This is a genomic window from Bdellovibrio sp. CKG001, from assembly GCF_055397465.1.
Genome location: NZ_AP029173.1, coordinates 3,226,610 through 3,248,058, shown reverse-complemented (window position 1 = coordinate 3,248,058; position 21,449 = coordinate 3,226,610). Strand labels below are relative to the sequence as shown.

Here is a 21,449-nt window from a genome sequence, read left to right as displayed (position 1 = left end):
TTACTCTGCCGCCTCAATAATGATTTGCGCAGCCTGATCCAGAAGATCTTCGGAATGGGCCATGGACACGAAACCTACTTCGTAGGCGTTTGGTGCCAGATACACGCCGTTGTTCAGGGACTTCAGGAACAAGTTCTTGAAAGTGCCACCCTGGTTTTGCGGGATCTGATCAATAGAGCGGATCGGAGCCGGTGTTTGGCCATGAATCCAGAACAAAGAGGCCACCTGGCTGACTTCCAGGTTCAGTCCTTTTTTCGCAAAGCCGGCTTTCAAAGTCTGTGCGAACTTGTGAGTTCTTTTTTCAAGAACATTCCAGCCATCCAGACGCTGCATTTTTTTAAGCGTGGTCAGACCCGCGCGCATCCCAATCGGGTTCGCACTCAAGGTTCCGGCCTGATAAACATCACCACTTGGCGCCACCATGTTCATCAGTTCCGCTTTACCGCCGTAGCAACCCACAGGGAAGCCACCACCGATGATTTTACCGTAAGTCACAAGGTCAGGACGAATGCCGGTTTTTTCAACCATGCCACCCAAACCTACGCGGAAGCCCGAGATCACTTCATCGAAGATCAGCAAGCTGCCGTTTTTCTCGCACAATTCAGCCACTTTACGCAAAAACTCCGGACGCTGAACCAAAAGACCATAGTTCGCCGGAAGAGGTTCAATGATCACGGCGGCAATGTCTTTGCCTTGGGCTGCAAACACTTCCGCCAGTTTCACTTCGTCATCCAACGGGGCCACGACGGTGTGTGCGGCCACTTCTGCCGGAATTCCCGCGCTGGAGGAAGCTGCTGTTCCGGCAAGACCGCTACCGGCTTTCACCAGCAAGTTGTCCACGTGACCGTGGTAACAGCCTTCAAACTTTAAAATCTTTGTGCGACCAGTTGCCGCACGTGCCACACGCAAGGCGCTCATCACGGCTTCTGTGCCGGAAGAAACAAAGCGCAGCTTTTCCATGAACGGCAAAGTGCTGGTGATCCATTCCGCCAGCTCCAAAGAATAAACTTCGGCGGCGCCGAACGTCCAAGCGGTGTCGACCATGCGGTGAACTTCTTCTTTTACCTCTGCATCCAAGTGACCCAGAATCAGCGGGCCAAAGCTTTGGCAGAAGTCGATATATTTTTTGTCTTCAACAGAAGTCAGGAAGGCCCCTTCGGCCTGTTTGAAAAACACAGGGGCGCGATCCAAACCTTTAAAGGAACGAACCGGAGAGTGAACGCCACCAGGGGCAACTTTAAGAGCGCGTTGGAATAATTCTTCCGATGTTACTTTGTGCATTGTTTTCTCCAGTCTTCCTGATCCAAAAATATATGTAAACGCTTGGGATCGTATGATTTTTTATTTTCCAAGTAAGTGCGGATCACCTGGTGGCTGTTGCCGGGGCCTGAAGCGTGGTGTTGGGAAAGAATTTCGGGATTCTCTTCAACCGCTTTCAGGAACTGACTGCCGCTGCTCCAGAAGAAGAACTTTTTACCCTGCAGGGAGTTCTTATCCTGTTGCGCTTTCAGGGTGTAGGTCGGAACCAGGGTTATGTTTGCTTGAGCAGAGTCATAACCGTCTTCGTGGCTCAGCTTGGCCCAGGTCAGTTTTTCACCGGCCAGGATGTCCAAACGGGCTTCTTCCTGCTCGCCAAGGCTTTCCGCACATCCGTGCACCCATATACCTTTTTGAGAGAGGTTTTTCCATGTTTTTAGACCCGCAGTCCACACAAAATCCGACCATTTCAAGTCAGCAGGCCAGGCTTCACTGCGTGCAACGAAAAGCCCTCTGGTGCCAGCTGGAATCTGGTAGGTTTTAAGCGCCTCTCGCTCGGCCGTGACGTCAGAAGACCACAGTTCGTCCGCAGCAAATTGAGGCGCAGGGGATTTTAACTCCAGCTCTCTTTTATCCAGCACCTGGCCTGCGTCCGTCAGGCCCTTCAGTAAGGTGATGCGACCATAAGGGCGGGAAAGCACGGCGATACCGATTTTTTGGTGGCAGCCGCCCCCGAAACTGGAAAGAACATCACGTTCTTTTTGGGCACAGTGGAATGTTTCGGGATCATGAATGGTTTTTAGAATATCCAGAAGATCTGTGCGGGTTTTTAAAACCTCCACAGCCAGGGCTCCTTGTGCTGCCGCATTCGGATTCACAGACAAAGGCAGCACCACCCAGTTCAGTTCCTTGAAGTACTGGCGCAGCTGCTGTTGTCCTTCCAGGAACTCGGGCAAAGAGGCGCTGAACAGGCGGTCAAAAGCGGCTTTGGCCACGATCAGGCCATCTGTTTCCGGTGATTCAATCAGCTTACGCACACGAGTCAGCATGTTGCCGCGCACACTTTCAAATTTGACCTGCTGAAGACCAAAGGGAAGATGTTCCTTGAAGAAACCCGTCAGGTTGTATTCACGGCGTGGCGAAGAGCTGAAAACATTCAATGTCTTGCTGCTTTTGATTTTGTCGAAGTGGGATTTTTTCACCAGCAACAGATCGCGCTGATCGGCGCGCGGCAAAGTCGCGGCAATCACCGTTTCAGATTTGTGTTCGGTCGGAAGGTCTTTCCACGAATGAACCACCAGATCGGTTTCGCCGCGCAAAAGCTCGCCGAAGAAGTCTTCAGTGAAGACGCCTTTTTCGGGAATTTTCCACAAAGGGTCTGTGAGGTTTTTATCCCCCAGAGATTCCCGGAAGCGGTATTCGATCTCGATGTCTGGATTTTTTTCTTTGAGAGCGTCTCCGACCATGTAGGCCTGAAGACGGGCCAGATCACTTTTCCTTGCGGAAATTCTTAAGCGCATATGTCGTCCCAACCAAGTGGGCGAAGCTCTGTCCTTTGTGTGAAGGCCAGGGCTCTTTCAAGAAGAGCGGCTTTAAGGGCCTCCAGTTTAGTTGTTGTATCTTTCTTGGTTTCCTCGATCTCCGCAAAGAATTTGTGAAGACCCATGAAAGCCACATGAGGGAATTGTGTCGCCACGATTTCAGCAAGACGGTTGTCCTCGCCGCGCAGATCATAGACCGCAGAAGGACGGGTGTCTTGTTTGATCATCAGCTCGACAATGCGCTCATCAGTAAGAGGTGCAGCAATTACCAAAGCTTCGCCGTGAATATAAGCATCATTGTAAGTGGAAACAGTCAGGTTGTCGTATTTGTCGGCGAAGACCTGCATTTTGGCAGGATCACGGCAGATCACCTGATTGGACTTCTTCAGGGCCAGCCACGGCAGGATTTCCTGAGCCAGGTGGCCGGAACCGCAGATGGTCACAGAGTCCATGTCTTTGGTGTAGCGACGCAAAAGACTGCCATAGCTTTGTGAGCCCAGTCCCACCAGATGTTGGGCGCGGGTCTTTTTCACTTCAGCCATGACAAAGTTCAACCACTTCTGGTGGTCACCGAAGAGAGGGTCCTGAGCCTGTTTGCGAGATTCGACAAAGAGTTTGAATTGGCCGAACACTTCCGTTTCACCAATGATCGGTGAATGCAGGCCGCACAGAATCTCAAGCAACAAGCTTAATGCGTTTTCGCCACGAAGAATGGTGTCTTCTGGTTCAATGATATCCGCATAGTTGTTCAGCTCCATTTCAGTGCAGAACAAAATCTTGCGCAGGCAGGTTTTAAAGATGGCAGCGTCTTGAAGTGAAGCCGAAAAACCTTCCGCGAAGTTTCTATTGGATTTTCTGTGAACGAGAAGTATATCTTCCATGTGTACGTTAGGTTTATCACTAACCTTTCATTAAAGTGTCATCGAAATGTCATGGACCCTGCGGAAATGAAGCCTAAAAAATAGGCAATGACTCAATATAAGACCCCAGGGTGGAGGCCATATATGAAGCTCACTCAAAGACCGAGACGAAATCGTAATACTGAAGCTTTGCGCCAAATGGTGGCGGAGACCGATTTAAGGGTTTCCCAGCTTGTTTTGCCGCTCTTTCTAGTCGATGGAAAGGGGGAACAGCAAGAGATTAAGACAATGCCGGGCATTTTCCGTCTGAGCCCCGACATGATTTTGAAAGAAGTATCCAAAGCTGTGGATTTAGGGGTTAAGACCTTCGATTTGTTCCCGGCGCTTCCGGAAACACAGAAGGACAAATACGGGACCGAGTCTTTGAATCCGAATGGTTTGGTGCCAACGACCTTGAAAATGATCCGCGACAAGTTCCCCGATGTGACATTGATCACGGATGTGGCATTGGATCCGTATTCCTCGGATGGTCATGATGGCGTTGTGGAAAATGGCAAAATCCTGAATGATGAAACGGTGGAGCTTCTGGCGAAGATGTCTGTGGTCCATGCGCGTGCCGGAGCGGACATCGTGTCGCCTTCGGATATGATGGATGGGCGCGTGGGAGCGATTCGTGAAGCTCTGGACAATGAGGGCTTTATCAACACCGGGATTCTTTCTTACTCTGTGAAATATGCCTCGTGCTTCTATGGCCCGTTCCGTGATGCTTTGGATTCGGCGCCGAAGTTTGGCGACAAAAAAACCTATCAAATGGACTACCGCAATACGCGCGAAGCTCTTCGTGAAATTGATCTGGATGTGGCCGAAGGCGCTGACATGGTGATGGTGAAACCGGCGCTCAGCTATTTGGATGTGATTGCGAAAGTCAAAGCGCACACCCATCTTCCGGTGGCGGCTTACAACGTCAGTGGTGAATACAGTTTGATCAAAGCCGGTCACAAAGCCGGGATCATGGATGAAACACGCGGAATGGTGGAAACGCTTTATTCTATCCGCCGTGCGGGGGCGGATGTGATCTTCACGTACTTTGCTCTGCCGATGGCCGAGTGGCTCAGAAAAAATCAGAACTAAAAAAACAAAAGGGAGTCGGAAGGACTCCCTTTCTTTTTTCGAGCTCCCGCTTTTATCGGCTGCAAGGAGCCATTTTAATGTCGTAAACCCGTATGCCCGTGTCGATCTGGGCAATGATGAGGGTTTTCGTGGCAAGCTCCAGGGTCCTGATGTCGGTCAGTGCAAAATCGCCTCTGTTTTTAATGGTCTTTTGAATGATCTGTTCAATTTCTTCCAGGGTCCCCATGTAGCAGATCTTATCCGTGAGAAGAACATTGGCAGGGATCTTCGTCGCTTGGTCGATAATCGTAATTTCGTTGTAGGCGCTGACGATAATAGCAGCGCGTTGTTTAGCCTGTGCGGCGGTGGCGAACATAAAGGGCAAAGCGGTCAGGAAAAGAAGTTTGCGCATCATGAAAGTCTCCTTGTGTTTTTGTTAAAGCAGTTAAAACAAGGGCTTGCGCGGTTTATGCCAGTTGAGAATGTGGGCATATTTGTACTGAAGGCGTGGCGCCTGTTTAAGCCTCACCGGGAGTGACACCTTTGGGCACTGCGGAAGGTCTGTTTCTGAGGTGACTTATTGCTTTTGGGTCGGAGCGGGAGTCTCTGGTGCTGGTACGCTGGTGGCCGTCTTTTTTTCGTCTTCTTTGGACCAGGCAAAGGACTTCATGATCTGGTTGCAGTTCTTCAAAGACTCGCTAAAGGTGGCTTTGTCATCAAGGCAGGTCATCACAGCCACACGGTCATCATGCTTCAGAATCACCTGGCGGATTTGTTTGTTCTTCGAGCGTGACAACATGTCAACCACCAGCGCCGGACTGCCATTGAGTTCAAAGTTCTTGGCAGAGATCACCTCGAAACCATAGTTCGGGTAATCGCGCATCCATTTGCGTGTGTAAAGATCCAAAGAGGCATTCTTGGCGATTTTATCGGTGCGAATACTCAGAGTGCCTTTGCCGTTTTCCTTGGCAGCAAAGCGGACGGTGTCCAGAATGCTTTGTTCAGAGTTGGCTTGGGGCACCCAGGAGGTGCCCTCGGTTTTCAGCGTAAAGCCCTTATGCAGGAAATAAAGCCCTTTTTCCGGATTGGTCAAGGCCGAGGAGCTGGTCGCCGGGTAAGGCGCCGCCAGGGACATGACAGGAGTTAAAAAAAGAAAGGCAATAAAGGTCTTCACTCCTTGATGGTAGCTTGAGCAGGTGGTTCCAAGCAAGGGCCTAAATCAGATGGCAAAGTCACAATGTAAATTTGTTTCTTGTCCTGAAAATTACGCGTGAAGGCCAGGCGTTCGGTGGACTCATCGGACACGGTTGGGGCCGCTAACGAGTCATTTCCCTTAAAGACGACCTGTGTGCACTGCCTTTCAATGTCATAAACCTCAAGCTGGCTGTGCTTTTCCCCTTTGCGTACGATGCTATAGAAAAGACGCAGTGGGGGGCGGGGCGCAAAGAACAAATCGCGATATTCGCCCTCATTGGATTTCAGGACGGACGGGATTCTTTCTTTCAACTTGAAAAGCACCAGGCTTTCCTCGTGGGTCTTTAAGTTCTTTTCAACCCACGCGACCTGCTTGGTGTCCGGGGTCAATGCCGGGAAGCGCTTTTCCTTGTCTTTTTCCGCAGAGATCAGGCTGACCGGCAGATTCTTCAGGTCCAGTCGGTAAATCCCGGTCAGGCCACCTCGACGAGAGGTGAATAGGATGGCAGGCTTGCTGGGGTGAGGCAGGAAGTTGCTTTGACCGTCATAGCCAGGTTGTTGGGTCAGGCGCAAAATCTGTGTGCCATACAGGTCGCTCATGTACAGATCTGACGGAGGAACTTCTTTGTCGAAGTTTTTGTTCAGCAGGGGGCTTTCCTTGATTTCATCAGTGGTTGAAGAATACAGAATTTCAAAAGGACTGATGTAGATCGCATCGAAGGCATCGCCATCAGAAAACGTGATTCTGCGTTCTTTGTTCTTCACCAGATCCATTTCGTAAATCTGCGAGCCCTTGTGGCCGTTGCGCTGACGGCTGCTGTAAAGCAGTTTGCCGCCATCATCGGAAAATCGCGGATGATTGTTGTCGCCCAGGAAAGTGATCTGTTTGGAACCCTTGGCCAGCAGGTAATCCGGAGTCAGAACATCTTTGGTCACACTGAGGTGGGAGCACCCCACGGAAAGAAAACAAAGAGCCCCGATCGCCTGACTGAACCACAACTTCATATCTCAACCTTGTGCAATACTTTCTGGAGTAGTGAAGAAGGATTCACCTTCTTCAGTTCTTTCAAATTCACCCACTGCAGATTTTTACCTGCCAAGGACTTCTTCTGGGTGATTTGAATAAAGATATCATGATGGGTAATGTTGTGTTTGGCATCATAGGCTTTGGGCTTGTTTTTTTCCATGCTGATTTCCCCGGGGAAAATCAACTGTCCCTTCAGGAATGGAGCATAGTCATTCTGTACCAAAGCCACCTTATGGTCTTTGATCGCGACCAGGGGCTTCCAGACCCAGACCTCGGATTCTTTGCGTGGCTTTTTCAGTGGTAACTTGTCCACCAGATTTTTTTCCCGGGACACACAGCTGGCAGCCCAAGGACACAGCATGCAAGTCACCTTTTGTGGTGTGCAGACAGTCGCTCCGAGCTCCATCAGGGCCTGATTGACCACGTCGGCTTGTCCTAACAGGGAAAGCTGATCAGAGATCTTTTGCAGTTGATCACGTCCCTTACCACTCCACCATTCCAGTTTTAATCCATATCGCCGGGACAGCACACGAATGACGTTGCCGTCCAGAACGCCGACCTTTTCACCAAAAGCAATGCTGGCAACCGCACGGGATGTGTAGGGTCCGAAGCCGGGCAGTTGCAAAAGCTCTGCTGCGGATTGTGGAAAGCCTTTTTCGGCCAAAGCTTTGGCGGCTTTGTGCAGGTTGCGCGCGCGCGAGTAATAACCAAGACCCGCCCAGGCTTCCAGAACTTCACTTTCCGGAGCTGCTGCCAGATCCTGAACGGTGGGAAACTTTGTTAGAAATTTCTCAAAATAAGGGATCACGGCAACCACGGTGGTTTGTTGCAACATCACTTCAGATAGCCAGATTCGATAAGGATTTTTATTTTCCCGCCAAGGCAGGGCGCGATGATTCTTTTTGTACCACTGGGTCAGTTGCTTGTGATCTGTCTTGTAATCGTATGGGGCCGTCATGCGCGGTAATTTAGTCGTCGGGTCATGGCAGAGTCAATGCTGGCCCCAAAACGGGGGAGCGTCATTGCCCAACTCCGGCCTGAGGGGTAGGATAAGACTTACTTTCGATGGAGGAGTTCATCATGGAATACAAACCTCTCAGCGGGCGTGAGTTCCCGCGTTTTTCTGCAATTAAAACTTTCTTCAGATTGCCTTATGTCTCTGTGGATGCTGACTACGAGGTGGGTATCTTTGGCATTCCCTATGACGGGGGAGTTTCTTATCGTCCCGGCGGGCGCTTTGCTCCGGCCAAGGTGCGCGAGGTTTCCAGTTTGGGACGTGGTTTCCATATGACCCGTATGGAAAATTTCTTTGAAAAGCTCAAGGTTGCGGACATCGGGGATTGCCCGACAGTTCCTATTGATCAGCATCAGACTTACGAGCGTATTGAAAAGTTTGTGGGTGAAGTATTAAGTCACAACAAACGCTTCCTGGCCGTGGGAGGAGATCATTCCACGACACTTCCGGTGCTGCGAGCTTTGCGCAAAAAGTACGGTCAACCTCTGGCATTCATTCACTTTGATGCCCACCTGGATACTTATCCGGCGGCCTGGGGGCAGGAATATCATCACGGTGCCTTTGCCCGTCATGCGGTTGAAGAAGGGTTGGTCGATCCTAAAAAAATGGTTCAAATCGGAATTCGTGGCCCTTTGGCGGGCGGGGATGATCTGGACTTTGTGAACAAGCACGGCATCCGTGTCATCACAGTGGATGAAATTCGCAATCAGCCCCTGAATGACTTCCTGCGCACACTGCCGGCGTTTGATGAAACGCCGACCTATATTAGCTACGACATTGATAACTTGGATCCAAGTTGCGCTCCGGGAACGGGGACTCCGGTTCCGGGTGGTCTGACCACCTATGAAGTGCAACGGATTTTCCGTGCTTTGAAAATCCCGAACCTGGTGGGTGGCGACGTGGTGGAAATTTCACCTCCGTTTGATCATGCCGACATCACAGCTTTGGCCGGCATGGACGCCCTGTTTGAGATGTTGCACCTGTTTCAGAAGAAGTAACTAATTGCGTTCGCCGTGGGATATCACCAGAATTTGTGACCTGTTGATGTTCACGGCGATAAAACTGACGGCATTCACGCTGGGAAACCAGTAAGTGTCGGGGTCCACCCAAAAATGCTCCAACCCCTGTTTGAGCTGTAGCAAGAACCAGTGATTTTTGGCTCTTGTTTTTTCCATGATCATTCGATCTGCAGGATCTTCATAGCGATTGATTTGATGATTCATGGAACTCATCAGAGCCTCGACCAGCAGGGGCCAGGAAGCTTGCTGCAGACGCCAGTCGTTGAGGTCCTTGAGTTCCTCCAAATCCTGAAATAAGGCTTGTGGTGAGCTTTGATAGAGTTCAAAACGCAGACAGGCAAAATCCGGAAAAGATTCTTCGACGCGGTCACATTCTGCTCGTAAGGCCATTTGATCAGGAGTTGGCGGGATCTCAGTCAACGCCCAGGCCTGTGCGGAAAAACTCAAGATAAATACAATTATATTCACAGATCTCATAAACACCTCGATGTCTTGCGTGTGCAAGGCAGGATCCCTGCGTGAAAGTTTTGAGAGGCCATTTTCAAGATAGGCCCTGTCCGAGGATTGGATTTGCAGACAAAAACACTGACGACAACTTGAGAAATTCTTTATTTTTCATAATTTGAAAGTTCCGGGCAGGGTTGTTAGGATGGGCACATGAGACTAATTATATTTTTGTTTTGTCTGTGTTCGACGGCGGTCGCTCAAGAGGTCTCCACCCCGAAGCCTTTGGTGATGGGCGTTCCTTTTCAAGTGAAACGGGTCAAATCCATCATGGAGTTCCAGGATTTTATAAGTCAGGCCTTGGCGGATGCGGGCTACAGCGTTGTTATTCAGAACACTCCAGCGCAAAGACCGTATGAGCTTCTCATTGAAGGCAAACTGGATGCGATTCTTTATGATGACAAATCCTTCTCGGAACAAAGGGATCAGACGGTCTCGCTATCCTTTCCTCTGATGCAAACCAGCGGACGAGCCTTCTATCGGGGATCCGACGCGAAGTTTCGAGAGGATCAGCTGAAGGCAGTTAAGGGCGGCATTTCGATCAACAATCATGCTCTGGTGCTGGAGGCCACTCGCCGACGTTTGAAGTTTATCCATACGACGAACCCCATGCAAAGCGTGGCCCTGCTAGTGGATGGAAAAATTGATTACTTTCTGGCGATTCGGGAAGTGGGACTGAGTGCGATAGAGGCCTATCCAGCGGCAAAGGGAAAGGTGGTTATGGGGAAGAAAGACTTTTTGACGCTGCCTTTGTTTCTGACCTTTCATAAAAAGCTGAAGCCGGACCTTCCAAGGATCGAAGCCTCGGTTCGGAAAGCACTGGCGGGGGATCTAAGCAAATATCCGCTGATTCGGGATAATCTGAACAAGAGCCCTTAAAAAGAAAAAACCCGCTGCAGGAACAGCGGGTTTTGTTTTTTTAAGTCGGGGTGACTTCGTTTGGAGGAGTCAGGCCTTTCTTTTTGATCTTCTCCACCAAAGTGGTGCGGTTCAGTCTTAGCAGGGCCGCCGCCTGGTTGCGATTCCAGCCGGTCTTTTCCAGGGCTTTCAGAATCAGCGCGTTTTCATAAGCATCGACTGCCGAGTTGAAGTCCATGCCCGCGTCGGGGATCTCCAGGCCTCCGACTTCCGCTGAAGCCGTCTTGCCGGATTTATATTTCAAAGGAAGATCAGATATGTCCACCTGGCCCTGACCTTTCAGGATGGTCATGCGTTCAACCAGATTTTCCAGTTCACGGATATTTCCAGGCCAAGGATAGTTCACAAGGCAGTCCAAAGCATCGGACGTGATGCCTGTCAGGCCACGGCCTTTGGATTTATTGAAGATATCCATGAAATGATTCAGAAGCATCGGGATGTCGCTCTTACGTTCGCGCAAAGCTGGAACAGTGATGGGAATGACGTTCAGGCGATAGAACAGGTCCTCACGGAACCGCCCATTTTCAACAGCCTCTTCCAGATTCAAGTTTGTCGCTGCGATCACGCGGACATTGACGGTGACAGTTTTGGTGGATCCCACCGGCTCGAAACTGCGCTCTTGCAAGGCGCGCAACAGCTTTACTTGCAAGGACGGTTCAAGATCACCAATTTCATCCAGGAAGATCGTTCCGCCGTCCGCCATTTCAAAACGACCCACGCGGTTGGCAATGGCTCCGGTGAAGGCGCCTTTCATGTGTCCGAAAAGTTCACTTTCCAAAAGTTCAGACGGAATCGCGCCGCAGTTGATCGGTACAAAAGGTCCTTGCGCGCGCGGAGAATTGTAATGAATCGCGCGGGCAATCAATTCTTTACCGGTTCCGGATTCCCCGGTGACCAGTACTGTGGAATCTGAATCCGCCACACGCTCGATCATGCGCAGAACATTCTGGATTTGATCACTGCTGCCGATGATCTGGTCGAATTTGTATTTCTTGTTCAACTCAGAACGCAGCTGCTGGTTTTCCTGCTGCAGTTTTTTGTGAGTCAGAGCTTTTTCGATCAAGCTCATCAGCTCTTCCAAATTGAAGGGCTTGGTCACGAAGTGGAAGGCCCCTTTTTGAGTCGCACGAATCGCAGACTCAATAGTGGCGTGACCGGTCAGGATGATCACTTCCGTGGAAGGGGTCAGGGATTTCAGGTAAGTCATGAACTCGATGCCATCGCCATCCGGCAGATTCAAATCGACGATCGCCAGATCCACCGGGGTGTCGCCCTGGCACAGAACTTTGGCTTCTTCGATTTTGTTGGCAGTGATGACATTCAGGCCTTTGCGATCCAGCACTCTGAACAGAGCTGTGCGGAGCGAGGATTCGTCATCTAATATAAGCACACGTTGATTACGCATGAACCTTCCTTCCATGGTGGGTCCCAGCTGAATTTTCAGCTAGATTTAGGATAGGGGGTTTTTGACGGTACTGTCAAAAAATCCGCGCCTGGCAAGGCTTTCAGGACCTCAAAACTGGACGGGGGAAGGAAATTTTTGCCATATAAGGCTGGCCTAGAGCCGAGGAAAATTCGAGCTCAGCCTCGTGATCTCGCAGAATCTGTGATGCCACGGAAACTCCTAAGCCCATAGGAAGACTTGGATTTTTATCGGTAGGACCATTGTCTTTGATTAAAATAACGGCAGATTCCGTTTCGACATTGATTTCAATGTCGAGAAAAGCTCGAAATCCTTTTTCCTGGCGGATTCTATCTGTCAGGCGGTCGATGGAGTTTTGCAGGACATTCTTCAAAGCCTGCGCCAACAAATTTAAATGTCCTCTGACAGAAACATCATCTGCCGGGAAGTGCAGCTTCACTTCAATACCTTGGGACTTCGTTTGCAGCTCGACAATTTTCAGGGCTCGCAAACAGATTTCTTTCACGCTGACTTCGCCTTCTCGATCGGCATTTGGATCGCGAGTGAAACCCAAAAGATTTTGCACGATCTCTTTGCAGCGTTGAACACCGGCTTCCATTTCCACGACATCAGGATACAGAGGATGCTGCGGGTCCATGTCCATTTTGATCAGCTGGGTGAAGGAAAGAATGCCCCCCAGAGGATTGTTCAGTTCATGTGCGATGCTGGAACCGATGGTTCCCAGCTCTGCCATTTTTGCAGACTCCAGGATCTGTCGCTCCATTTTCAGTTGCTGGGTGATGTCGTGGTAAAGATTCACAAACACCGGTGGTTTTTCCGAATCCAGTAGCAAACTTTGCGAATAGACCTCAAAGGTGCGCGGAGAGGAACTGCGTGACTGAACGCGGAAGTTACTGCCGCGCTGACATCCGGGGCAGGGCTCGTCGCGGTTGTAAAGGACCTTGAAGCACTTGCGTGAAGTTTCCTGGTGCGGCTGTTCTGCCAGTCGTTCTTCCAGAGCCTTGTTGGACTGAATGATGTCGTAGTTCGTATCAATCAACACAACCGGATCGGACATGGAATTAAACGTGGCCTCCCACTGTTCTTTCAGGGACTCGGATTCTTTCAGTTTCTGAATACGATCCAGTGCCAAAGCCACGGCTTCGGCGACACGGTTCAGGAAGTCACTTTCCTCGCGGGAAAAGGGATGATCCTGTGCCCGCAGGAAAAAGATCGAACCAACCTTTTCGTGCTGACGGAAGAGAGGCACCTGGTACTGGGTAAAGCTCAGCTGGCTTTGTACCTGATTGGCAAAAAGTTCGTCCTGTGGATGAAAGAACAGACGAATCCATGAAGTCTGAACCGTCGCTGCCAAAGAATCATTCAAGAGTTGTTCGATTTCCACCACTGAGCTGGCTTCATGCACCGCCATCAGGGCACGTTTGAAGCCTTCGATACGGGAGTTCGTCATAAAGAGTTTGCGGCGGGCTTCCGTCAGGAACTTGGTTCTTTTTTGAACACGTTCTTCCAGTTCAATTTGCAGGCGTTTTAGTTGCGATGTCTGTTCGCGTATCAAAAGAGCCAGATTTTCATCCTGCTTGCGCTGATTGGCCTCTTCCAGGGCGGAAAACAAATGTTGTTCCAGATCAGCATCCTGAAAGCTTTCCATCACACGCAGGAACGAGTATTCCTCGTGCAGCAAGGCCAGTTGGTTGGCGGAAAAATCCGCCGGCACCACGGCGATAAACTGGGTTGCGGGATGGGCGCGTTTTATTTCGTCGTAGAACTCGCGAAACTTCTTTCCCAAAATCAATGTCACGGACAGGGCGACCACGTCATAGGTGGAATCCTGAATCCAGTGCCAGGCCTGGTTTAAGTCCGTGGCAATGTGAGCACCCAGCTCTTGCAGGCGTGGATCCCAGGGGCCAATTAACAAAAATCCGGCCTTTAAAGTCCGCATGTGGCGATCAAATCCTTATGGTGGGAAACGGTGAAATCCGGATGGTCCTCAGGGTATTGCGGTTTTTCGCCGACGTGCTCTCCATAGGCGAAGTAGCAGGTGTCAGCACCAATGCGCTTGCCGTCACGGATCTCGCTGGACAATCGGTTGCCGATGCTAAGCAGATGTTTGGGGTCGTGCCCCTGTTTGCGAACGATGTCGCGGAAGGCGCTGTCTTTTTTCTCGCCCAGAAAACCGTTCAAAATATAGATTCCGTCGAAGAACGGGGCGATGTTCAGGGCCTTGATCTTTTTTTCCTGGGAAGGGATCGAACCGACCGTCACCAGAAACAGTTTGTAGTTGGACTTCAAAGTCTTCAGATTTTCCAGCGCGCCTGCCATCAGCGGCAGGGATTCTGGAACCTGAGGGTTGTAGAATTCTTCCAGAGCATCGTGGACGGCTTTACCCTGTTGGTTGGTGCCAAAGCGATTGACGATGCGGGTGAAGATTTCCGTGTGAGAAAGCTCAGTGGCCAGTTCGGCGCGCGCCTGCATGCATTCATCCAAAGTACAGCGCAAGCCTGCCGCCAGCATGGCCTCGCATGCACGTCGGGACGCCATCGGAACCAGCAGGCCCGAGGTGTCCAAAAGAGTGTCATCCAAATCAAATGCGAGGCTTTTGTATTTCATCAAGAATTCCGTCCTGTGATCAGCATCTGGAGGCCCGTTCTAAAGTGAGGCCATACCAGATTCAGATCGATATTTTCCTGCTCTTCGATGCACACAACCGGTGTTTGTTTTTCCAGCCAGCCGTACTGTCCCAGGCTGCCAGGGGTCGGGTAGCCAATGTCTTCGCGGGCTTCATAGCCCGTGCCGGTTGCAAGAATCTCCGCTGCTATTTTTCCGGGTTGGCCCGTGTAAACAACGCAAGGCTCCCACGAATGAAAGTGTACTATAAGCTGTGGCTTTTCGTCCTCAATGAGTTTTACCAATGCCTGAACTTCCTTTTCACTCCCGGGCGAAGGGCCAGGGTAATATCGAGGGGCCTTGGCTTCCGGGCTCCAGTCTCGGCAGGGGAAGTTGCGATTCAGGTCCACGCCATTGGCATTGGTGCGCTGATTTTGCGCGTAGCCGTCCGGGTTGATGCAGGGAATGAGAATCCAGGGGCGGATTTCCGCACTGCGGGTGGCTTCAGCCTGTTTCAGCCATTGCAGAAATTCTTCGGCCAGGCGGACACCCTCGGGTTCATCACCGTGAACACCGCCAACGAAGAGCACAGGACGCTCGGAAAAACCACTGAGACTGTGTGTTTTTTTATACAGCTCAATCGGCGTTCCCCGAATTGTTGTGGCCCAAGAAGTTTGATGAAAAATTTCTGCTTGCATGAGACAATTAAGCCTGTTTTTTTCAGAGAAGAAAAGCTTTTAAAAGGAAGTTTAAAACATGTCTGCAAATGCATTTGAGAAGTTGACGGTCATCGCTCTTGCGGCAGGAAAAGGGACGCGTATGAAGTCTCCGCTGCCAAAAGTTCTTCATCCTGTCGCGGGCCGTCCCATGATTGAAAAAGTGATTCAAGCTTCCAAACAGGCGGGTGCCGCGGAAGTGCGCGTGATTGTCGGCCATGGTCAAAGTTTGGTGCGTCAGGTGGTGGAGCCCATGGGCGTGGCCTGTTATGTTCAGGACGAGCAGTTGGGAACGGCCCACGCCGTTCGTTGTGCAAAGCCTGAGACGATTGAAGGCATCGTCGTGATCATGAACGGGGATCATCCGCTGATCGAAGCGTCGGATATCAAGGATTTTGTGCGCATCTTCCGTGATGAAAAATGTGACTTGGCGGTTGTGACGGCCACACTGAAGAATCCGGCGGAGTTCGGTCGTATTGTGCGCCACAAGGGTGATCTGGCGGCGATTGTGGAAGCCAAAGATGCTTCCGCGGAAACCTTGAAGATCCGTGAAATCAACACTGGCATCTACGTGGTGAAGGCGTCTATTCTGAGCGAATATCTGCCGAAGATTCAAAATAACAACTCCAAAAAGGAATTCTACATCACCGATCTGATTTCCTTGTGCATTCAGGACAAGTGCCGTGTGCAAGCGATTCAGTCCACACCAAAAGTGGCTGTGGGAGTGAACAATCAGGTGGAACTGGCGAAGGCGACACGTTTGCTGTTTAAGCGCAAAGCCCTGCGTCTGATGGAAGAAGGTGTGCTGATGATCGATCCGCGCACTGTTTATATTGAAGACAGCGTGGAAATCGGCGCCGGGACTGTGATTTATCCCAATGTCTTTATCCGCGGCCGCAGCAAGATCGGTTCTTTCACGGTGATTGAATCCAATGCGTTTATCTCGGATTCAGAGATCGGCGACAGTGTTCAGGTGCGTGGGGGCAGCTACTTGGAAAACTCCAAGCTGCACAACAAAGTGTCTGTCGGACCTTATGCGCGTCTTCGTCCTGAAACAGAGATCTTCGAAGAAGCCCATGTCGGGAACTTCGTGGAAATGAAGAAAGTGAAGTTCGGCAAAAAATCCAAGGCCGGTCATTTGACTTATTTGGGGGATGCTGAAATCGGCGAAGAAGTGAACGTGGGTTGCGGAACTATCACTTGCAATTACGCTGCGGATAAAAAGAAATATAAAACGAAGATCGGCAATCGTGTCTTCGTGGGCAGTGATACTCAGTTTGTGGCTCCCATCGAAGTTGGTGATGATGCCATCATCGGTTCCGGCTCCACGATCACGAAGAACGTGCCAGCCAAGGCTTTGGCTGTGGCGCGTGGAAAACAGTTTGTAAAAGAAAATTATACTGCGAAAGCCCCAGTGGCTGAAGAAAAAGAGTAGGTGAGTTTATGTGCGGAATTGTCGGTTATTTGGGACCACAAAACCCTAAAGATGTGATTGTCAGCGGTTTGAAAAAGCTTGAATACCGCGGCTATGACAGTGCCGGTGTTGCTATTTTGAATCAGGGGAAAACCAAGCGTGTGCGTGCGCCTGGTAAATTGAAAGCCCTGGAAGACAAACTGGCGACAGAAACATTCGACGGTCACATCGGTATTGGTCACACCCGTTGGGCGACTCATGGAAAGCCTTCTGAGCGCAATGCCCATCCCCACCAGGTTCGTGGCATCAGTCTGGTTCACAACGGTATCATCGAAAACTATCTGGAAATCCGCGAGGAGCTTTTGGCCGAAGGGGCGGAGATCACTTCCGACACCGATTCCGAGCTGGTGGCCCACCTGATTTCCAAAGAGGTGGAAATCACCAAGGATCTGTTCAAGGCAGTTCAGAACACTCTGGAAAAAATCCGTGGGGCGTTTTCGATTTTGGTGATGTGGGAGCAAGAGCCCGATCGTTTGGTGGCCTTTAAAGACGGCCCACCGCTGGTTGTCGGCTTGGCGGAAAAAGAGATCTTCGTTGCCAGCGACGTACAGGCATTGATTCAGTACACCAAGAACTTTGTGTATCTTGAGGACCGCGAAGTAGCCTCTATCAAGGGTACGGATGTGCAGTTCTTCTCTGCCAACGGTTTCCCGATTCAGAAAAAAATCGTGGAACTGAACTGGAACCCTGAGATGGTGGAAAAGCAGGGCTATGCGCACTTCATGCTCAAAGAAATCTATGAGCAACCCCGTGCCGTGGCGGCGGCGATCGAGCCGCACGTCAACCCAGAGACCTTCTCTGTTGCATTGAAAAACATTGGCTTCGGTGGACATCCGGTTCAGAAATTGGAAGAACTCGACAGCAAAGCGGACTGGGCTAAAACGCAGGAAGTGTTCAAGGGCATTGAGCGCGTATTTATCATCGCCTGCGGGACCAGCAACTATGCCGGCATGATCGGAAAATACCTGATCGAGCAGTTGGCAAAGGTTCCTGTGGAAGTGGATATTGCCAGTGAGTTCCGTTACCGCAACCCAGTCATCCCGCCAAAAAGTCTGGTGATGACAGTTTCTCAAAGCGGTGAGACGGCTGACACTTTGGCAGCTATTCGCATGGCCAAGGAAATGGGTGCGATCACTTTGAGCATCTGCAACGTGAAGAACTCCACGATTGATCGTGAGGCGCATGGACATTTGTACATGAACTCCGGACCGGAAATCGGTGTGGCTTCCACCAAAGCGTTTACGAGCACGATGGCGGTTCTTAATACCGTGGCTATTGCCATGGCCCGCACTCGCGGTGTGATGAGCGAGGCAGAGGAAAAAGACCTGGTAAAATCCCTTCTGGCTGTTCCAAGCCAGATGGAAGGTGTTTTGGCTTACGACAAATACTTTGAGGAAGCAGCTTCTAAGTTGAAGCTTTTCCGCGGCTTCTTGTACATGGGCCGTGGCACGAGCTTCCCCATCGCAATGGAAGGCGCTCTGAAACTGAAGGAACTGGCCTACATGCACGCGGAAGGTTATGCCGCCGGTGAAATGAAGCACGGTCCTTTGGCACTGATCGATGAACGCATGGCGATTGTGATGGTGGCTCCGACAGATCATCTGTACGAAAAAACCATCAGCAATTTAGAAGAAGCACGTGCTCGCGGCGGTAAAGTGATTTCCATCGGAACAGGCGACAATGAAAAGCTTCGTGGTATCAGTGAATACTATCTGGCGATTCCGAAGGCTCACTGGACTGTGAATGCGATCTTGTCGGTGATTCCATTGCAGTTGATGTCTTACCACCTGGCATGCAATCTGGGGTACGACGTGGATCAGCCACGAAATCTGGCGAAGTCCGTCACCGTAGAATAGATCTCAAAAAACATTTTTTTTATCAAAGACTGGGGCCGGTGATGGATATCACCGGCTTTTTATTTTGGAGTCATAGTTTGGCGATTGAAATAAAGAGCCATCAGAATCAGGATGAATCCCGCTACCATGACCATCATGTGCAGGTACATAAACTGAATCCATTCGTTGCGGATCGAAATCCAGTACACGGGCTCTGGTGCCATGGGATTGGCCCGGTACAGGATTTCGTTAAGTTTGTAGTGCCCCCAGTATGACAGAATGATTTCGTCGACAAGACAGAAGAAGGTCGCTGCGACACAGATGAATTCAAAGCTCTTCCAGAGTCGCCGACGCAGAATCAGCCATAGCGAAGTGCTTAGGATCATGGCGATGTAAAGCGATTGCACCCGGGGCTCAAAGATGGGAACGGCGGTCTGATGGAACTCGATGTATTGGCGCAGCTGCATGGCAAGCAGTGTGGGATTAACGACTGTCACAAAGAAGGTCACGAAGCCCGCAAAAAGGCCTACCAGAAGGACAGTAATAAAAATAGTCGCAGTCAACAGGCGTTCGGCCATTTTGAGCTATTCTATTTTCTGGATTTCAGAATTCAAATTTTAGATCGGTAAGAAAACTAAATGTCGGATGATTTGGGCCAGAGAGGGAGAGCCCTTAGCTGGCAGAGTTCATAAGATTGTAGAAGGACTTCACACGTTCAACAAAGTCCACAGTTTCGTAGCCACGGGCGGGACCGTATTCCAATTCAGCTGCATAATCGGGATCTGCCAGCAATGGCAGGATTTCCCGCATGTGTCTCCAAGAATGAGGATTGCGGCCCATTTTTTCTGCCAACTTTTGTGCGTCCTTCAGATGGGCTAGGCCCACATTGTATGCTGCCAAAGCCAAGGCCAGGCGATCTTTGGGATTCAGGTGGGCAGGGACACGATCCATCAGATAGCGAAGGTACTTGGCTCCACCCCAGATGCTTTGAACGGGGTCGGTGCGATCTTCAATTCCCACATGCAGGGCTGTATCCGTCGTTAACTGCATCAAACCACGCACGCCGGTGTAGCTGCGGGCCTCGGCGTTCCAGTGAGACTCCTGGTAAGCAACAGAGGCGATCAACTGCCATGGCAAATTATGCTCACGAGCTGCTTCACGGAAGGTGTCCTTATAAGTTGGTAAAGTCGAACGTACCTTTTTGAAGAACTGGGCAATGTCACGTTTATCCAACTGGGCCAGATAGGTTTTGTAGCGATCCAGAGTTTGCATGATTTCATCTTCACGCGAAGCTTGCTGATACCAGGACTGCATCAGATGCAATAATGCAGCATTGTCCGGAGACAGTCTCCAGCTGAGAGAGTAGGGGGAAGTCAGAGTCGTCACTTTTTCGATCGAGGTGTGATAGCGGGAGTAGAAGTCGCCACTGAAGTTTTCGGCGATCACACAGTCTGATTTACGTTGAGCCAGATTGGCCATCAGATCTTGGGTTTTTGTGTTTTCCAGAATCTCTACGCGCACTTGCGGGGAAAGCTGGTTCAGGCGTTGGGACAGTCCCAGGTAGTTGTCCTTGTTCAGCAGCGAGATGCTTTTGCCGTTCAAGTCTTTGATGTTCTGAATCTGGGCCTTCCTTTGGCAGTACAGACTCAGGTAAGTTTCTTCGTAAGCTGGGCCCGTCAAAGCCCCCGTACTATTGTGAGGAGTCCTCAAGCGGGCGGCTGCGATATCTCCTTCACCTTTGGAGAGCGCCCGCATCACCGAGTCTTCATCCGGCAGAACTACATACTTCAGTTTAAGTTTGTAATGAGTGGCGAAGTTCTCCAGCAAGTCATGGTCGATCCCGAAGGCGTCGCCACGTTTGGGCTTACTATATATAAGAGGACTTTGTGTGGTCAGGACAACGATCTCACCTTTGGACTGAACCTGAGCCAGGCTCTCCTGTTCGTCCCAGATCATGGCGTCGCAGCCATTCATGGCGACGGTCGTGAACCCAAGAGCTCCTACTAAAAGAGCCCGGGCGATTTTCTGTCGAAATCTTAAAATCGTTCCCATAGCGTGGGGCTTTGGTATCCTTTGGCGCGGCGCCAGTGCAAGCAATAAGCACCTCATTTCCGTCTTTAAATGCGAAAACTTTACGGATCTTGCACAAATTCGTCGCTGAATTGTAAAAAAGTACAGGCTCCGACAGCTCTTACAGGAGGGCGTCACAAAGTCTCAGTTCACTCATTTTTCTAACGCATGACTGTCAAAATTAGGCCAGATCGGGCGTTGACAGCTTTGTCAGATTCCATAATCGTGATTTTAAGAGGGTCACTAAGGGGGGATTTGGTGTCTGAGTTTTCCTATGTCCACAGCCGTGGATGGATTGAAGTTGTTGTAGGTTCCATGTTCAGCGGGAAAACGGAAGAACTGATTCGCCGTCTTCGTCGTGCAGAGTTCGCCCGCCTGCAGATTCAGGTTTTTAAGCCCATTATAGATAAACGCTACAACGACATGGCTGTGACTTCTCACGATCTGACCACCATCAAATCCACACCCATTCAGGATGCCGAAGAAATCTGGTCTTTATTGAAGCCCGACACCAAAGTGGTTGGCATTGATGAAGGTCAGTTTTTCTCTCAGAATCTGGTGCAGATCTGTCAGGACCTGGCGGACCGGGGCTTGCGTGTGATTATCGCGGGCCTGGATACCGACTGGCAGGGGAAGCCGTTTGAGCCGATGCCGACCTTGATGGCGATCGCCGAAAGTGTGACCAAACAGCATGCCGTGTGCGTGGTCTGCGGATCACCGGCCAGCCGCACGCAAAGAACAGCGGGCGGGGATGGCCAGGTTCTGGTCGGCACGCACGATGCCTACGAAGCTCGCTGCCGCCAGCACTTCAAACCGGAAGTCGACGCACCCACGATGGACTGGAAACTAAAACGAGAAATGGAAATCTCCTAAGGTACCTGC

The 21,449-nt window shown here is 50.7% G+C and carries 20 protein-coding genes; 6 read left to right on the top strand and 14 right to left on the bottom strand.

Annotated elements, in window-relative coordinates:
• The 3 genes from hemL to ACZ50P_RS15255 are packed head-to-tail and all read right to left on the bottom strand — an operon-like array spanning nucleotide 1 to nucleotide 3,679.
• Nucleotides 1-1,281: a glutamate-1-semialdehyde 2,1-aminomutase gene (gene hemL / locus ACZ50P_RS15265; protein WP_464118595.1), complete on the bottom strand. Its 1,281-nt coding sequence runs from the start codon at nucleotides 1,279-1,281 to the stop codon at nucleotides 1-3.
• The gene (hemC, locus tag ACZ50P_RS15260; RefSeq protein WP_464118594.1) at nucleotides 1,269-2,777 is read right to left on the bottom strand and encodes a hydroxymethylbilane synthase; all 1,509 of its coding nucleotides are present in this window, start codon (nucleotides 2,775-2,777) and stop codon (nucleotides 1,269-1,271) included. Before hemC ends, hemL begins: the two co-directional genes overlap by 13 nt.
• Nucleotides 2,768-3,679 carry a Rossmann-fold NAD(P)-binding domain-containing protein gene (locus ACZ50P_RS15255; RefSeq protein WP_464118593.1) on the bottom strand — a complete coding sequence of 304 codons (912 nt, stop codon included), beginning with the start codon at nucleotides 3,677-3,679 and terminating at the stop codon, nucleotides 2,768-2,770. The genes hemC and ACZ50P_RS15255 overlap by 10 nt, the downstream gene beginning before the upstream one ends.
• Before the next feature lie 123 nt (nucleotides 3,680-3,802).
• On the opposite strand from ACZ50P_RS15255, the gene hemB reads away from it, so the two are divergent.
• Complete coding sequence (gene hemB / locus ACZ50P_RS15250; protein ID WP_464118592.1) at nucleotides 3,803-4,789, top strand: porphobilinogen synthase; 987 nt, start codon at nucleotides 3,803-3,805, stop codon at nucleotides 4,787-4,789.
• A gap of 52 nt (nucleotides 4,790-4,841) precedes the next feature.
• On the opposite strand, the gene ACZ50P_RS15245 is transcribed toward hemB, so the two are convergent.
• The 4 genes from ACZ50P_RS15245 to ACZ50P_RS15230 all read right to left on the bottom strand — a co-directional run bounded on the left by ACZ50P_RS15245 (nucleotide 4,842) and on the right by ACZ50P_RS15230 (nucleotide 7,947).
• Nucleotides 4,842-5,183: a hypothetical protein gene (locus ACZ50P_RS15245; RefSeq protein WP_464118591.1), complete on the bottom strand. Its 342-nt coding sequence runs from the start codon at nucleotides 5,181-5,183 to the stop codon at nucleotides 4,842-4,844.
• A 162-nt stretch (nucleotides 5,184-5,345) separates the two neighbouring features.
• Nucleotides 5,346-5,942, bottom strand: a complete 597-nt coding sequence (locus ACZ50P_RS15240; protein WP_464118590.1) for a hypothetical protein — start codon at nucleotides 5,940-5,942, stop codon at nucleotides 5,346-5,348.
• Nucleotides 5,939-6,967 (bottom strand): TolB family protein, encoded by a 1,029-nt coding sequence (locus ACZ50P_RS15235; RefSeq protein ID WP_464132136.1) that lies wholly within the window; start codon nucleotides 6,965-6,967, stop codon nucleotides 5,939-5,941. Before ACZ50P_RS15235 ends, ACZ50P_RS15240 begins: the two co-directional genes overlap by 4 nt.
• Complete coding sequence (locus ACZ50P_RS15230) at nucleotides 6,964-7,947, bottom strand: A/G-specific adenine glycosylase (RefSeq protein WP_464118588.1); 984 nt, start codon at nucleotides 7,945-7,947, stop codon at nucleotides 6,964-6,966. The genes ACZ50P_RS15235 and ACZ50P_RS15230 overlap by 4 nt, the downstream gene beginning before the upstream one ends.
• A gap of 122 nt (nucleotides 7,948-8,069) precedes the next feature.
• On the opposite strand from ACZ50P_RS15230, the gene speB reads away from it, so the two are divergent.
• A complete protein-coding gene (gene speB / locus ACZ50P_RS15225) occupies nucleotides 8,070-9,002 on the top strand; it encodes an agmatinase (RefSeq protein WP_464118587.1) in 933 nt (310 codons plus the stop codon).
• Here speB and ACZ50P_RS15220 read toward each other — a convergent pair whose 3' ends face one another.
• The gene (locus tag ACZ50P_RS15220) at nucleotides 9,003-9,500 is read right to left on the bottom strand and encodes a hypothetical protein (protein ID WP_464132134.1); all 498 of its coding nucleotides are present in this window, start codon (nucleotides 9,498-9,500) and stop codon (nucleotides 9,003-9,005) included. It abuts the gene before it with no gap.
• A 180-nt stretch (nucleotides 9,501-9,680) separates the two neighbouring features.
• Between ACZ50P_RS15220 and ACZ50P_RS15215 the strand changes: the two genes are divergently transcribed.
• Nucleotides 9,681-10,406, top strand: a complete 726-nt coding sequence (locus ACZ50P_RS15215) for a substrate-binding periplasmic protein (RefSeq protein ID WP_464132133.1) — start codon at nucleotides 9,681-9,683, stop codon at nucleotides 10,404-10,406.
• 40 nt (nucleotides 10,407-10,446) lie between these two features.
• Here ACZ50P_RS15215 and ACZ50P_RS15210 read toward each other — a convergent pair whose 3' ends face one another.
• The 4 genes from ACZ50P_RS15210 to ACZ50P_RS15195 form a co-directional block, all read right to left on the bottom strand.
• Nucleotides 10,447-11,850, bottom strand: a complete 1,404-nt coding sequence (locus tag ACZ50P_RS15210) for a sigma-54-dependent transcriptional regulator (protein ID WP_464118584.1) — start codon at nucleotides 11,848-11,850, stop codon at nucleotides 10,447-10,449.
• 100 nt (nucleotides 11,851-11,950) lie between these two features.
• Complete coding sequence (locus ACZ50P_RS15205; RefSeq protein ID WP_464132132.1) at nucleotides 11,951-13,807, bottom strand: PAS domain-containing sensor histidine kinase; 1,857 nt, start codon at nucleotides 13,805-13,807, stop codon at nucleotides 11,951-11,953.
• Nucleotides 13,795-14,475 carry an HAD hydrolase-like protein gene (locus ACZ50P_RS15200; RefSeq protein WP_464118582.1) on the bottom strand — a complete coding sequence of 227 codons (681 nt, stop codon included), beginning with the start codon at nucleotides 14,473-14,475 and terminating at the stop codon, nucleotides 13,795-13,797. Before ACZ50P_RS15200 ends, ACZ50P_RS15205 begins: the two co-directional genes overlap by 13 nt.
• Nucleotides 14,475-15,170, bottom strand: coding sequence for a M14 family murein peptide amidase A (locus ACZ50P_RS15195; RefSeq protein ID WP_464118581.1), 696 nt, complete (start codon nucleotides 15,168-15,170; stop codon nucleotides 14,475-14,477). The genes ACZ50P_RS15200 and ACZ50P_RS15195 overlap by 1 nt, the downstream gene beginning before the upstream one ends.
• 58 nt (nucleotides 15,171-15,228) lie before the next feature.
• On the opposite strand from ACZ50P_RS15195, the gene glmU reads away from it, so the two are divergent.
• Together glmU and glmS are read left to right on the top strand one after the other, a co-directional pair.
• Complete coding sequence (gene glmU / locus ACZ50P_RS15190; protein ID WP_464132131.1) at nucleotides 15,229-16,623, top strand: bifunctional UDP-N-acetylglucosamine diphosphorylase/glucosamine-1-phosphate N-acetyltransferase GlmU; 1,395 nt, start codon at nucleotides 15,229-15,231, stop codon at nucleotides 16,621-16,623.
• Between the two features lie 8 nt (nucleotides 16,624-16,631).
• Nucleotides 16,632-18,518: a glutamine--fructose-6-phosphate transaminase (isomerizing) gene (gene glmS, locus ACZ50P_RS15185; protein WP_464118579.1), complete on the top strand. Its 1,887-nt coding sequence runs from the start codon at nucleotides 16,632-16,634 to the stop codon at nucleotides 18,516-18,518.
• Between the two features lie 59 nt (nucleotides 18,519-18,577).
• On the opposite strand, the gene ACZ50P_RS15180 is transcribed toward glmS, so the two are convergent.
• Complete coding sequence (locus ACZ50P_RS15180; RefSeq protein ID WP_464118578.1) at nucleotides 18,578-19,075, bottom strand: hypothetical protein; 498 nt, start codon at nucleotides 19,073-19,075, stop codon at nucleotides 18,578-18,580.
• A 94-nt stretch (nucleotides 19,076-19,169) separates the two neighbouring features.
• Nucleotides 19,170-20,549, bottom strand: a complete 1,380-nt coding sequence (gene mltF / locus ACZ50P_RS15175; protein WP_464132129.1) for a membrane-bound lytic murein transglycosylase MltF — start codon at nucleotides 20,547-20,549, stop codon at nucleotides 19,170-19,172.
• A gap of 276 nt (nucleotides 20,550-20,825) precedes the next feature.
• Between mltF and ACZ50P_RS15170 the strand changes: the two genes are divergently transcribed.
• On the top strand, nucleotides 20,826-21,440 hold the full coding sequence (locus tag ACZ50P_RS15170) for a thymidine kinase (RefSeq protein ID WP_464132128.1): 615 nt from the start codon (nucleotides 20,826-20,828) through the stop codon (nucleotides 21,438-21,440).
• The last annotated feature ends 9 nt before the right edge of the window (nucleotides 21,441-21,449 follow it).

Excerpts from the sequence above, each read along its gene's own strand:
- hemL (WP_464118595.1), bottom strand. The coding sequence starts at position 1,281 with ATGCACAAAGTAACATCGGAAGAATTATTCCAACGCGCTCTTAAAGTT.
- hemC (WP_464118594.1), bottom strand. The coding sequence starts at position 2,777 with ATGCGCTTAAGAATTTCCGCAAGGAAAAGTGATCTGGCCCGTCTTCAG.
- ACZ50P_RS15255 (WP_464118593.1), bottom strand. The coding sequence starts at position 3,679 with ATGGAAGATATACTTCTCGTTCACAGAAAATCCAATAGAAACTTCGCG.
- hemB (WP_464118592.1), top strand. The coding sequence starts at position 3,803 with ATGAAGCTCACTCAAAGACCGAGACGAAATCGTAATACTGAAGCTTTG.
- ACZ50P_RS15245 (WP_464118591.1), bottom strand. The coding sequence starts at position 5,183 with ATGATGCGCAAACTTCTTTTCCTGACCGCTTTGCCCTTTATGTTCGCC.
- ACZ50P_RS15235 (WP_464132136.1), bottom strand. The coding sequence starts at position 6,967 with ATGAAGTTGTGGTTCAGTCAGGCGATCGGGGCTCTTTGTTTTCTTTCC.
- ACZ50P_RS15230 (WP_464118588.1), bottom strand. The coding sequence starts at position 7,947 with ATGACGGCCCCATACGATTACAAGACAGATCACAAGCAACTGACCCAG.
- speB (WP_464118587.1), top strand. The coding sequence starts at position 8,070 with ATGGAATACAAACCTCTCAGCGGGCGTGAGTTCCCGCGTTTTTCTGCA.
- ACZ50P_RS15220 (WP_464132134.1), bottom strand. The coding sequence starts at position 9,500 with ATGAGATCTGTGAATATAATTGTATTTATCTTGAGTTTTTCCGCACAG.
- ACZ50P_RS15215 (WP_464132133.1), top strand. The coding sequence starts at position 9,681 with ATGAGACTAATTATATTTTTGTTTTGTCTGTGTTCGACGGCGGTCGCT.
- ACZ50P_RS15210 (WP_464118584.1), bottom strand. The coding sequence starts at position 11,850 with ATGCGTAATCAACGTGTGCTTATATTAGATGACGAATCCTCGCTCCGC.
- ACZ50P_RS15205 (WP_464132132.1), bottom strand. The coding sequence starts at position 13,807 with ATGCGGACTTTAAAGGCCGGATTTTTGTTAATTGGCCCCTGGGATCCA.
- ACZ50P_RS15200 (WP_464118582.1), bottom strand. The coding sequence starts at position 14,475 with ATGAAATACAAAAGCCTCGCATTTGATTTGGATGACACTCTTTTGGAC.
- ACZ50P_RS15195 (WP_464118581.1), bottom strand. The coding sequence starts at position 15,170 with ATGCAAGCAGAAATTTTTCATCAAACTTCTTGGGCCACAACAATTCGG.
- glmU (WP_464132131.1), top strand. The coding sequence starts at position 15,229 with ATGTCTGCAAATGCATTTGAGAAGTTGACGGTCATCGCTCTTGCGGCA.
- glmS (WP_464118579.1), top strand. The coding sequence starts at position 16,632 with ATGTGCGGAATTGTCGGTTATTTGGGACCACAAAACCCTAAAGATGTG.
- ACZ50P_RS15180 (WP_464118578.1), bottom strand. The coding sequence starts at position 19,075 with ATGGCCGAACGCCTGTTGACTGCGACTATTTTTATTACTGTCCTTCTG.
- mltF (WP_464132129.1), bottom strand. The coding sequence starts at position 20,549 with ATGGGAACGATTTTAAGATTTCGACAGAAAATCGCCCGGGCTCTTTTA.